We start from the raw sequence: 11,804 nt of genomic DNA, 5'->3' as shown, positions 1-11,804 counted from the left end.
CCGTACCGGGTCAGCGGCCGACCGGATGCACCAGCTCCGGCGACGCGGTGTCCAGCGGCACCGCCGCCGGCGGCACCAGACCGAGCTGCACGCCCTGTCGCGACAGCAACGACTCCAACGTCCAGTCGGCCGCCACCCGGATCCGGTTGCCCGGGATCGACGCCAGGTGGTAGCCCCGGGTCACCGCCTTGGCCAGCGGCCCGGAGATCGGCACGTGCAGCGGGTTTGCCGCCGCCTGCGCGCCACCGAGGTCGACCACGAACCCCAGGTCCTTGTGCCGGTACGGGCGGAACGAGCCGTGCCCGTACGACGCGGCGACGTTCTGTGCGGCCAGTTTGCCCTGCCGGACGGCGTGCTGGGCGGTCATCGGGGTGACCTCGCCCGGCCGGTTCGGGTCGGGCACCGCGGCGGCGTCACCGCACGCGTACACCTCCGGATGCTGCGGTACGGCGAGGAACTCGTCGACCACCAGCCGGCCCTTCAGGGTGGTCAGTCCCAGGTCGTCCACCACCGGGTCAGGCCGCACCCCGACGCACCAGATCAGCGACCGGGTCGGGATGAACTCCCCGTCGGACAGATGCACCCCGTCGCTGGTCGCCTCGCGGACCGAGGTGCCGAACCGGGTCTCGACGCCCCGCGCGTCGAGGACCTTCTGCGCGGTGACCGACATCCGCTCGTCCAGCTCGGGCAGCACCCGGTCGGCCAGGTCGAGCAGCAGCCAGCGCACCTGCTGGCCGGCGAGCCGGGGATGCCGGCGGACCAGCAGGTCGGTGGCGCTCACGCAGTGCGCCGCGACCTCCGTACCGGTGTATCCGGCACCGACCACGACGAAGGTGCACCGGGCGGCCCGCTCGGCCGGATCGTCACTCAGGTCGGCGAGTTCGATCTGCCGGGTGAGGTGGTCGCGCAGGTAGAGCGCCTCCGGCAGGGTCCGGAAGCCGTGCGCGTGCTCGTTGACGCCGGGGATCGGCAGCAGCTTGTTGACGCTGCCGATGGAGACGATCAACCGGTCGTAGCTCAACTCGGCCCGGTCGCCCTCGCCGTCGACGTAGCAGATCCGCCGGTCCGGCAGGTCGATCTGGTCGATCTCGCCGAGCACCACCCGCACGCCGGGCAGGGTGTCCGGCAGCGAGACGGTGACCCGGCGCGGCTCCAGCACACCCGAGGCGACCTCGGGCAGCAGCGGCACGTACAGGAAGTAGTCGGTCGGGTTGATCAGGATGATCTCGGCGGACCCCCGGGCCAGCCGGGACAGGGTACGGGCAGCCTGGTAGCCGGCGAAGCCGGCACCCGCGATGACGATGCGTGGTCGCTTCATACTGATCTCCGATCGGGGTGGGGTGAGAGCGCAAGCAGGTGTCCCCGTGTCTGCCGGACCCGGGCGCCGGGGAGACCGGGCAGACCTGTCGGGGACACCCACCAGAGGGTTTCCGGTGCCGCTCACCGGGCCCGGTGGGCGCGGCGGCGGTCCGGTGGTCAGTTGTTCGGGTCGTCGGTGCTGATGTCGGCCAGCACCGAATCCGGTTCCCACTCGACGGCGAGGTCACCCATGGAGACGACGCCGACCAGCCGGCCGTCGTCGACCACCGGCAGTCGCCGTACCGAGTAGGTCCGCATCAGCTCGGCGGCCGCGACAGCGTCGTCGTACGGCGACACGACCACCACGTCCTCGGTGATGATCTGGCTGAGCTGGGTCATCGACGGATCCATCTCGGATGCCACCGCCCGGACCGTGATGTCCCGGTCGGTCACGATTCCTTGGATATCGCTGCCGTTGGTGACGATGATGTCGCCGATGTCGGCATCCCGCATCTGCCGCGCCGCCGCCGTCAACATGTCACTCGCGTCCATGGTGAACGGCCGGGCCGTCATGAACTCTCCGACGGTCGTCATCGCGCACTCCTCTCGGTGTCGGCGCCGTCTTCGGGGTACCCGGGGTCGGGAGCGGAAAACCAGCGCCCTCCCCCGGTCGGTGGGATCGGCTACGCTCGCAGGTCGAAACGGCCGCGCCGGCACGAGGTGCACGGGCGGGCAGGCCGGGTAGGGAGCACGTCGTGTGGGCACGCCGGGTCAGCTGGCGTAAGCCTCTTTTGCCGGATTCGCGGGTGCCGCACCCGGCCGACCGGTCGTTGCTGCACCGCACCGAGCGCTGGCGCGGGATGCCGCTGGCGTTGGCGCTGATCGCGGTCATCACCGTCATCGACGTGCTGACTCAGACCAACGCGGTCGTTCTCGGGTTCCTCTCGCTGGCCCCGCTGCTCGCCGCCGCCGTCGAGAAGACCCGACGGACCGCGCTGGTCACCGCGGTCGCCTGCGTCGTCGCGTTGGTCGCCGGGCTACCCAGCGGCATGTTCGGCAGCCTGGACCATCTGCTGCGCAGCAGTGTCGTCTTCGCGGTCGGCATCGTGTCGATCTACGTGGCCCGGTCCCGGAACCTGCGGGAGGCCCGGCTGCGCCGGATGACCGAGATCGCCGAGGTCGCGCAGCGGGCGGTGCTGCGCGCACCGCCCCCGCAGCTGGGCGATGTCGCCCTGGTCGCCCGGTATCTGTCCGCGTCCGAGGCGGCCAACGTCGGCGGTGACCTGTTCGCCGTCGTGGACAGCCCGTACGGGACCCGGATCATCATCGGGGACGCGTGCGGCAAGGGGCTGCAGGCGGTCCAGATGTCGGCCACCGTGATGGGTGCCTTCCGGCAGTCCGCCTTCGTGCAGCCGGAACTGTCCGCCGTCGCCGCCGATCTGGACCAGGCGGTGTACCGGGACGGGATGGGTACCGGGCAACCGGCGCAGTTCGTCACCGCCGCCCTGGTGCAGCTCACCGACGACACGCTGACCGTGATCAACTGTGGCCATCCGGCGCCGGCACTGCGGACCTCAGCCGGGACGCTGGAGATCCTGGAGCCCGGCGACCGGCATCCGCCGCTGGGGCTGCGCCGCGACGCGCCGGACCCGCTCCGGTTGACCCGGCCGTGGCAGGTCGAAGACCGGCTGCTGCTCTACACCGACGGGTTGGTGGAGGCCCGCAACGGCCGCGGTGAGTTCCTCGCCTCGGACCGGGTGACCGCGTGCCTGGAACTGCCGGACCGGCGGGAGGCGCTGGACCGCGTCGTCACTGAGCTGCAGCGCCACGCCGGCGGTCAGATCAGCGACGACGCCGCGATGCTGCTCGCCGAACGGGTCGCCGCCGACTGACGACGACCCGTTCCGGCGGTGTAACGGCTGATCGGTTGTGTGTCAGTTGGCTCAGGCCGCCGCGGCGATCAGCAGCTCGGCGATCTGCACCGCGTTGAGCGCGGCACCCTTACGCAGGTTGTCGTTGGCGCAGAACAGCGCCAGACCGTGCTCGACGGTCTCGTCGACCCGGATCCGGCCGACGTACGTCGGATCCTGGCCGGCGGCCTGCAGCGGCGTCGGCACGTCGGACAGCGCCACGCCGGGCGCGTCGGACAGCAGCTCGGCCGCCCGCCGCGGGTCGAGCGGCCGGGCGAACCGGGCGTTGATCTGCAACGAGTGGCCGGTGAACACCGGCACCCGAACGCAGGTCCCGCTCACCCGCAGCTCGGGGATGCCGAGAATCTTGCGACTCTCGTTGCGCAGCTTCTGCTCCTCGTCGGTCTCGTCGGAGCCGTCATCGACGATCGAGCCGGCCAGCGGTAGCACGTTGAACGCGATCGGTCGGGCGAACGAACGCGGGGTCGGAAACTCCACCGCGCCGCCGTCGAAGGTCAGCGCCGCCGCGCCCTCGGCCACCTTGCGGACCTGCTCGTCCAGCTCGGCGACACCGGCCAGACCGGCGCCGGAGACCGCCTGGTAGGTCGAGACGACCAGGCTGACCAGGCCGGCCTCGTCGTGCAGCGGGCGCAGCACCGGCATCGCCGCCATCGTGGTGCAGTTCGGATTGGCGATGATGCCCTTCGGGCGGTCGGCGGCGGCCTGCGGGTTGACCTCGGCGACCACCAGCGGTACGTCCGGATCCATCCGCCAGGCCGACGAGTTGTCGATCACCACGGCACCCGCCGCCGCGACCCGGGGTGCCAGCTCCTTCGAGGTGGCCTTGCCAGCCGAGAAGAGCGCGATGTCCAACCCTCGGTAGTCGGCGGTGGCGGCGTCCTCGACGACGATCTCGCCGCCGCGCCACGGCACGGTCCGGCCCGCCGAGCGGGCCGAGGCGAACAACCGCAACTCGTCGACGGGCACCGCCCGCTGCTCCAGTACCTGCCGCATGACGCTACCGACCTGCCCGGTCGCGCCGACAATCCCGATCCTCATGTCGCAACCCCGATCCTCATGCTGCGAAGGTTACCGACGGGCCGGGCCGGGACGAAACCGAGTTGTCCGGCGTCACCTTCCGGCCCGTCGGCGTACCCCCGCGCAGTCAGATCAGGTACGCGTGATCAGTTCAGGTAACGGCGGGCCAGCTGCGGCTGCCGCCACATCGGCCAGAGCAGCGGACCGCCGTCGGGCAGATGGAACGGGGCCGTGGCGGTGAGCCGGTAGCCGAGCCGGGCGTACAGGTCGCGGGCCCCGGGGCTGCTGGCCACCACGTAGGCGGCGCTGCCGGCGGTGTCGAAGATGGCGTGCCGGTGGTTCAGCAACGCCGTACCGAGGCCGTAGCCCTGCCGGTCCGGGGCGACCCCGAGGTACGCCAGGTAGTGGTGCTCGCCCACCGGGTGTCGTTCGGCGAGGGCGTTGTCCAGCAACCGGAACCGGTACGCGTACTCACCACAGGTGTCGTCGAGCAACTGCTCGTACTCGACCGGGTTGGGCAGGATCAGGCTGCACGGACGCCACACCGCCACCGCGCTGTAGTCCTCAGTCAGGTAGATACTGCCCTGGCGCAGTCCGTAGTCGATCAGCGCCGGACAGAACCGCTGGTAGACCCGGCGACGGGCGACCGGGTCCGGGATCAGCCAGGACGACTCGGGGGTGTCCAGAAATGCCTCCACCAGTGTCTTGGCCACTTGCGGGGTGTCGGTGTAGGTCGCGTACCGGATCATCACCGACGTGTGGAGCTGGGGCATCAGCGCTCGCCTCTCTGCGGCACATTGCGGACACCCGGGTACAACGGACAACACACCGTCGCGGGTTCGAATGTATTTGCCCGCCTACCGACCGCGAGTCGGTAGGCGGGCAAGTCGCGGTCAGCGCGTACAGGGTACGCAGTACCGCGCGTGCGGCAGGATCTCCAGCCGTTCCCGGAGGATGTCGCCGCCGCATCTGTCGCAGCGGCCGTAGCGGCCAGCGGCGATCCGGTTCAGCGCCTCGACGCTCTGGTCGTAGCCGCGCCGGGCGGCGACGATCAGCGCGGCCCGGGTGTGCGCTTCGCCTGGGTCACCGGTGTCGGCGGTGAGTTCGGTCAGCTGGGCCCGGTGCGTGTCCAACTGGTCGGCCAGTTTCACCCGCACCTGTTCGATCCATTCGTTGCCGCGGGTGCCGTGCAGTTCGGTGCCCATCGGGTCTCCCTCAACAGAAAAGGGCCGAAGCTGGTCCGCTTCGCCCCTGGTGGCCGTCGTCGTGGTGGTGCGACGGCCGTCCGGAGGACCCCGACCGGTGGGGCGCGGCAGGCCCGGCCGGCCGGCAGCGCCGGGCACGCCGGCACCCGGCACCACGACGCCCGGCACCACGGCACCCGGCCCGCCGATGCGCACGCCGATCGGAGCCGTGACAGTCACGGCTCCGTCGCGCTGCGCAGGAATGATCATCCGACAACCATAGGACGCCCCGACAGGAAAGCCAACACGTTAACCGCCTAGCCGGACATACCAGACGGGCCGCGCGGACCTGACGGACGCGATCTAGAAGGATCGCGGTCGATATACCGGCCAGATCCTTCTAGATCGCGGGGTAGGCGCGGCCCGGGAGTGGGTGCCCCGGGGGCATGGGCTCGGGGTGGCTGGCGGTTGCGGGCAGTTGCAAAGGCGAACTAGTCTGATATACAACTAGTCGAGAAGCGACTTACATCCGGATGCGGACTAGTCAGAGCAGGGAGGTGCGCGATGGGCGGCGCGACCGACCCGGCCGCGAACTGGATCCGGGCCGGACTCGGTCTGGCGATCATGGCCGCGCTCACCGAAGGCGACCGGCACGGCTACGCGCTGGCACAGCGGCTGGCCGAGTTCGGGCTCGGCCCGATCCGCGGTGGCGCGCTCTATCCGGTGCTGAACCGGCTGGAGTCCGAAGCGGCGGTGCGCTCCGACTGGCTGCCGGGCGAAGGCGGCCCGGGCCGGAAGGTCTACTCGATCACCGAGGTCGGCCGACGACGGCTGGCGGACGAACGCACCCGATGGGCCGAGTTCACCGACGCGTTCGAGCAGCTGCTCACGGCGACCGACAACGACGGCGACGGCGGCGACGGCGACAACGGCGACGGCAGCGAGGACGACCAGCAACACCTGACGCAGGACAGCGACCGGGGAGGACGACCGACATGACGGAATCAACCGCGACGACGGAACCCTTCGAGCGGTGGGAACTACCCGCCCGGCTCGCGCTGAGCGACCGGGGCGTCGGGTACCACCTGGCAAACCCGATCATCGCCGACGTGCAGGCACACTGCGCGTACACCGGGCAGAGCCCGTACGACGCGTTCGGATCCCCTGAGGAGTTCGCCATGGTCGCGGCGGCGGAGCAGCCGGCGCACCTGCGCGACAATCCGGACCGGGACGGCTACACCCCGGGCGACCACCTGTCCGGCGGTCTGTTCATCCTGGCGCTGGCCGGGGTCGTCGGCTCGCTGTTCTACGCGGCGCTGGAGCGGACCCTCACCCTCTCCGCGACCCCAGCGGCGCTGACCGGGATGGCCTTCCTCGGCCTGGCGGTGTTCGTCGTCCGCGGCGTACCGGGCGCGCTGCGCGCCGCCGGCCGGCCACGGCTGGCCACCGCGTCGTTCGCCCTGGTCGCGCTGCTGGCCGGGCTCGCCGTGACGGCATTCTTCGCGCTGCCCCGCGAGCCGGTGTTCCCCGTCCCGGTTCTCGCGGTCGCCGCGGTGTCACTGCTGGTGCTGCTGTGGCAACTGCGCGGGCCGAAGAAGCCGCGCCAGCCGATCGAGCACACCGCGCCCACCCCGCGTACGGCGGGGCACAACGACGACGTGGACGGATGGTTCCGCAGGCTGACCGGCCTGCTGGTCGGCCGCTACGACCTCACCCCGCAGCGGGCCGGCGAGCTCGCCCGGCAGGCCCGCAACCACCTTGCTGCGGCTCAGGGCGCCACCCCGGACAGCGAGTTCGGTCCGGTCGAGGAGTACGCCCGGGAGATCGCCGAGTACGAACCGCAGCGACGCGTACCGTTCTGGCGGACCGCGCCGGCCGGCCTGATCGGCAGCCTCGCCGGGCTCAGCCTCGCGGTCAGCGCGTTGCTGTCCTGGACCGCCGAGGGCCACTACTGGGCGGCGTACGGCGTCGCCCTGCCCGGCGCCCTCGCGTCGGCCTGGTACGCGGGCGTCTACCTGCTCCATACGCTGCGCCTGCTGCGTCGGCGCCGACCATGACACCCGCGCCCGGCCGATCAGTCGACGTCGACCAGCTCCCCCAGGCCGGAGGCGGTCAGTTCGTCGCGGATCTTGGCCGCGTCGCCCTCCACCACCAGGGTCAGCCCTTCGGCCTGCAGGTGGGTGGCGGCGGCGACGGAGACCTGCTCGACCGTCGCCGACAGCAGCTCGTCGCGCAGCCGGGCGTGGTAGTCGTCGGGCAGCCCGTGCACGACCAGCGTCGCCAGGGCGCTGGCGATCGCCGGCGGGGTCTGCAGCTCGACCGAGAGCTGGCCGGCCCGCCAGGACCGGGCCACCGCCAGCTCCTCCTCGGTCACTCCGTCGGCCTGGGTACGGGACACCTCGCCGACCGAGTCGATCAGGGCGGGCGCGGTGACCCCGGTCTGCACACTGGAACTGACCGCGAAACGACCGAACCGGCGGGACATCCCGAAGTCCGACCGGATGCCGTACGTGTAGCCGCGTACCTCACGGATCAGGTGGTTGAGCCGCGACGTGAAGGCTCCACCGAGGACGGTGCTGGCCAGGGTCATCGGCACGTAGTCGGGGTGGGCCCGGTGCGGTGCCGGGTGGCCGAGCCGCAACGTGGACTGCACCGCGCCCGGCCGGTCGACCAGGATGATCCGCCGATGGTCCCGCAAGGTGACCGGCAACGGTGGTCCGGGCTGTGACGGCGAGCCGGTCGCCCCGGCGAAGGCGGCCACGCCGAGCGCGTCCAGGTCGATCAGGTCCAGATCGCCGGCGACCAGCAGGGTGCCGGGCCGGGTGAACCACGCACTGTGGAAGTCGACGACGTCCGCCACGGTCACCGCCGCCACCGATTCGGGGTCGCCGCCCATCGGCCGGCCGTGCCGCTGGTCGGCACCGAACAGGTCGGCGCGCAGCGCGGCTTCCGCCCGCGGCCCCGGGTTGGCCCAGTACATCCGCAGCGCGGTCGCCTCGTCGTCGCGGACCCGCTCGACATCGGACGGATCCAGGCGGGGGGTGCGGACCGCCTCGGTGAGCAGTTCGACGGCCGCGCCGAGCCGGTCGGTGCTGACCTGCACGCCGACCCGGAACGAGTCCCAGTCGGCGGAGAGGGACAACTCGGTGCCGAGACCCTCCAGGACCAGGGCGTACGCGGCCGAGTCCCGGGTCTCGGTGCCCTCTTCGAGCGCCTTGGCGAGCACTCCGGCCAGCCCTTCCCGGCCGACCGGTTCCCGGCCGGCGCCGGCGTCCAGCAGCAGGGTCGCCACCGCCAGCCGGTGGCCGGGCAGGTGGGCGGCGACGATCTCGCCACCGGCCACGCTGCGCCGGACCACGTCCGGGAAACGGTACGGCCGGGCGGCGCCCGGTCCGGGACGCTGCGCGATGATCGTCACTGGTCGCCCTCCGGCAGATAGCTGAGCTGGACCCGATTGTCCGGCCGCAACAGGCGTACGGCCTCGTCGTTGACCGCCTCGGTGGTGACCGCCTGCCAGCCCGGCAGCCGGTCCCCGGCGCGGGCCGGGTCACCGAACTGGGTGGCGTAGCGGCCGAGGGTGTCGGCCCGGCCCTCGAAGCTGGCGACCTGACGCCACCAGCCCGTGGTGAGCAGCGCCTTGGCCCGGTCGACCTCCCCGTCGGTGACGCCGTCACGGGCCACCTCGTCGAGCACCTCGATCAGGCCGTCGGCGAGCCGCTCGGCGGTCACCGTCGGCTGGGCGGTCGCGGTGATGATCAGCGGTGCGGGCGCGTGCGCCAGGTCGACGCCGTACGCACCCAGGTAGTCGGGCTGCGCGATCCGGGCGCCGTCGGCCAGCCGTTGGTAGAGCCGGCTGCCCCGGCCACTGCCCAGTACGGTGCCGAGCACGGTCGCCACGTCGTACGCCGGGGTTCCGAACGGGTGGGTGCGGTAGGTGAGGTAGTGCCGGGCGGCCGGGACGTCGGCGGTGACCGTCTCGGTCACCGGGCCGGCCAGTGGCGCCGGCGTACGCCCGTCCGGTGCCGGCGGGATGTCGACCCGCGCGGCGATCCCACCGAAGTACTTGTCGGCCAGGCTGAACACCTCGTCGGCGTCGGTGTCGCCGACCACGGTCAGCACCGCGTTGTTCGGCGCGTAGTACATCTCGTGGAACGCCTGGAAGGTGGCCAGATCGGCGGCGTTGAGGTCGTCCATCGAGCCGATCGTGGCGTGGTGGTACGGGTGCCCCGGCGGGTAGAGCAGCGGCAGCAGCCGTAGCCAGGCGTCGCCGTACGGCACGTTGTCGTAGCGCTGCCGCCGCTCGTTCTTGACCACCTCGCGCTGGTTGTCCAGCGTCTCCTGGGTCAGCGCCGGCACCAGGCCGCCCATCCGGTCGGCTTCCAGCCACAACGCGAGGGCCAGATGCTCGGCGGGGACGGTTTCGAAGTAGTTGGTCCGGTCCGGGTTGGTGGTGGCGTTGAGCGAGCCGCCCGCGCCCTGCACCAACTTCATGTGCTCGGTCTTGGCGACGTTGACCGATCCCTCGAACATCAGGTGCTCGAAAAGGTGGGCGAATCCGGTCCGGCCGGCGGGCTCGTGACGCGAGCCCACGTCGTACCAGAGATTGACCGCGACCACCGGCGCGCTGGAGTCGGGGCTGACGACGACCCGCAGGCCGTTGTCCAGCCGGGTGGTCTCGATCGGCCAGGGGTACCCGTTGGGCGACATGCGCCCGACGTTATCCGATCGGGGCCCCGGCCGGCCGCACCGGGCCGGCCGGGTGCCGGCCCGGCGCCATCGGGGTCAGCCGGGCGGCTCGCTGCCCGACTGCGGACGCGGCTGCTCGCGCCGGTCGGAGTCGTCCAGGATGGCTGCGGCCTGACGCACCGGGTCGTCGCTGCCGGCCGCCTCCTCCTCCGGCAGCAGGTGACCGGCGCGCGATTCGATCCGCTCCGCCTCGGCTTCGCTGTCGGCTGCCGCCTGACCCGTGGTGGCGGCGCCCGGTGGTGGTGGGCCGGTGAACGGATCGTCGTCGGTGTCAGTGTTCATGGGCCGAGGGATTACCCGGGCGGCGGCCGAGTCATGCATGTCGCCCTCCACGTAGGTCAGGAGCGGAACGGGCCGCGTACCTCGTAGGTGATGCCGCCGGAGGACGCACCTGAGGTGCCACGCTGCGACGAAAAGTACAGCCGGCCGCCGGCCGGGGAGAACGCCGGACCGCAGATCTCCGACGACGACTGGCCGCTGATCCGCAGGAACGGCGCGATCCGCCCGTCCGGGGTGATCAGGCAGATCTCCATGTTGCCGCCGTCCTCGGCGACGTACAGGTCACCGCCCGGCGTACCGACGATGTTGTCGACACCGGTCAGCGGCGGGGTGCCGGAGACCAGCGAGTCGTCGTAGGCCAGATCGATCCGCTGGCCGACCGCGTCGTACGCCCAGACCCGGTTGTCGCCCTTGGTGGTGAACCAGCAGACGCCGTCGGCGTAGTGGCATCCTTCTCCGCCGTTGAACCGTTTCGCGCCGGAGACCTGGAAGCGGGTGGCGATCGGGCCGCCGTCCGGGTCCGGCACCCGGGCCCAGCTGACCGGCCCGCTGGTGCCGCTGCCGGCCACCAGCACCTCCAGGGTGCCGGTGGACAGGTCGCCCCAGGTGTCCGGCCGGAACCGGTAGAAGCAGCCGTTGCCCTCGTCCTCGGTCAGGTAGATCACGCCGCGGACCGGGTCGGCGGCGGCGGCCTCGTGGCAGAACCGGCCCATCGCCGGGCGCCGGACCGCGCCGGTGCCGCCGAGCGGGTACGTCTCGTAGACGTACCCGCGGGCCACCTCCTCGCAGGAGAGCCAGGTGCCCCACGGCATGGCGCCACCGGCGCAGTTGCGGTTGGTGTCCGCCAGGATCCGGTACGCCGAGACGACGTCGCCGGCGGAGTCGAACCGGATCGCCGAGGCACCGCCGGTACGGGAGATCTCCGAGTTGGAGACGTACACCCAGCCGGTCCCGGCAGCGAAGCAGGCGCCGCCGTCCGGCGCGTCGTGCCAGACGTACGAGGTGTCGCCGACCCGCTGGCGCGACCGGGCCACGATCCGGCTGGTGAAGCCGGCGGGTAGCGCGATGCCGTTGGCGTCGGGGCTGCCCAGTGGCCCGTACGGGCCGGCGCCGGGTTGCGCGGGTGCGGCGAAGGCGCCGGTCCAGAGACTGCCGGAGAAGGCAGCGGCACCAGCGCCGACCACCGTGGCACGCAGTACGCTACGACGATCCATCTCGACCTCCATCGATGCTTGTGGCAATCGATGAAGCTAGGTGTCGCTGGTGGCCACGGATGCCGGTCGTGGTTAACAGACGGCGAGAACCGGCCGAAGTCCGGTGGTGGCACCCGACTGCCGGCCCGGCCGGG

The 11,804-nt window shown here is 71.8% G+C and carries 12 protein-coding genes; 3 read left to right on the top strand and 9 right to left on the bottom strand.

Annotated elements, in window-relative coordinates; translation table 11 throughout:
- Window positions 1-10 precede the first annotated feature (10 nt).
- Window positions 11-1,318: an NAD(P)/FAD-dependent oxidoreductase gene (locus ACN27J_RS30310; RefSeq protein ID WP_421371489.1), complete on the bottom strand. Its 1,308-nt coding sequence runs from the start codon at window positions 1,316-1,318 to the stop codon at window positions 11-13.
- A 158-nt stretch (window positions 1,319-1,476) separates the two neighbouring features.
- A complete protein-coding gene (locus tag ACN27J_RS30305) occupies window positions 1,477-1,893 on the bottom strand; it encodes a CBS domain-containing protein (protein WP_278167615.1) in 417 nt (138 codons plus the stop codon).
- 212 nt (window positions 1,894-2,105) lie between these two features.
- On the opposite strand from ACN27J_RS30305, the gene ACN27J_RS30300 reads away from it, so the two are divergent.
- Complete coding sequence (locus ACN27J_RS30300; protein WP_421371486.1) at window positions 2,106-3,191, top strand: PP2C family protein-serine/threonine phosphatase; 1,086 nt, start codon at window positions 2,106-2,108, stop codon at window positions 3,189-3,191.
- A gap of 51 nt (window positions 3,192-3,242) precedes the next feature.
- On the opposite strand, the gene ACN27J_RS30295 is transcribed toward ACN27J_RS30300, so the two are convergent.
- The 3 genes from ACN27J_RS30295 to ACN27J_RS30285 all read right to left on the bottom strand — a co-directional run bounded on the left by ACN27J_RS30295 (window position 3,243) and on the right by ACN27J_RS30285 (window position 5,701).
- On the bottom strand, window positions 3,243-4,268 hold the full coding sequence (locus tag ACN27J_RS30295) for an aspartate-semialdehyde dehydrogenase (RefSeq protein ID WP_421371484.1): 1,026 nt from the start codon (window positions 4,266-4,268) through the stop codon (window positions 3,243-3,245).
- A 125-nt stretch (window positions 4,269-4,393) separates the two neighbouring features.
- The gene (locus ACN27J_RS30290) at window positions 4,394-5,020 is read right to left on the bottom strand and encodes a GNAT family N-acetyltransferase (RefSeq protein WP_421371482.1); all 627 of its coding nucleotides are present in this window, start codon (window positions 5,018-5,020) and stop codon (window positions 4,394-4,396) included.
- Between the two features lie 120 nt (window positions 5,021-5,140).
- A complete protein-coding gene (locus ACN27J_RS30285; protein ID WP_421371479.1) occupies window positions 5,141-5,701 on the bottom strand; it encodes a TraR/DksA family transcriptional regulator in 561 nt (186 codons plus the stop codon).
- Between the two features lie 294 nt (window positions 5,702-5,995).
- Between ACN27J_RS30285 and ACN27J_RS30280 the strand changes: the two genes are divergently transcribed.
- Both ACN27J_RS30280 and ACN27J_RS30275 read left to right on the top strand, forming a co-directional pair.
- Entirely contained in the window at window positions 5,996-6,430 is a 435-nt protein-coding gene (locus ACN27J_RS30280; RefSeq protein ID WP_421371477.1) for a PadR family transcriptional regulator, read from the top strand.
- A complete protein-coding gene (locus ACN27J_RS30275; protein WP_421371475.1) occupies window positions 6,427-7,488 on the top strand; it encodes a hypothetical protein in 1,062 nt (353 codons plus the stop codon). Before ACN27J_RS30280 ends, ACN27J_RS30275 begins: the two co-directional genes overlap by 4 nt.
- Before the next feature lie 17 nt (window positions 7,489-7,505).
- Here ACN27J_RS30275 and ACN27J_RS30270 read toward each other — a convergent pair whose 3' ends face one another.
- The 4 genes from ACN27J_RS30270 to ACN27J_RS30255 all read right to left on the bottom strand — a co-directional run bounded on the left by ACN27J_RS30270 (window position 7,506) and on the right by ACN27J_RS30255 (window position 11,670).
- Window positions 7,506-8,849, bottom strand: coding sequence for a M16 family metallopeptidase (locus tag ACN27J_RS30270; RefSeq protein ID WP_421371473.1), 1,344 nt, complete (start codon window positions 8,847-8,849; stop codon window positions 7,506-7,508).
- Window positions 8,846-10,138 (bottom strand): M16 family metallopeptidase, encoded by a 1,293-nt coding sequence (locus tag ACN27J_RS30265; protein WP_421371470.1) that lies wholly within the window; start codon window positions 10,136-10,138, stop codon window positions 8,846-8,848. Before ACN27J_RS30265 ends, ACN27J_RS30270 begins: the two co-directional genes overlap by 4 nt.
- A 75-nt stretch (window positions 10,139-10,213) precedes the next feature.
- Window positions 10,214-10,459 carry a hypothetical protein gene (locus ACN27J_RS30260; RefSeq protein ID WP_421371468.1) on the bottom strand — a complete coding sequence of 82 codons (246 nt, stop codon included), beginning with the start codon at window positions 10,457-10,459 and terminating at the stop codon, window positions 10,214-10,216.
- 56 nt (window positions 10,460-10,515) lie between these two features.
- Window positions 10,516-11,670, bottom strand: coding sequence for an alkaline phosphatase PhoX (locus ACN27J_RS30255; RefSeq protein ID WP_421371465.1), 1,155 nt, complete (start codon window positions 11,668-11,670; stop codon window positions 10,516-10,518).
- Window positions 11,671-11,804 lie beyond the last annotated feature (134 nt).

Source organism: Solwaraspora sp. WMMB762, from assembly GCF_049179115.1.
GTDB lineage: Bacteria > Actinomycetota > Actinomycetes > Mycobacteriales > Micromonosporaceae > Micromonospora_E.
This window is presented reverse-complemented; position numbering and strand designations above follow the sequence as displayed.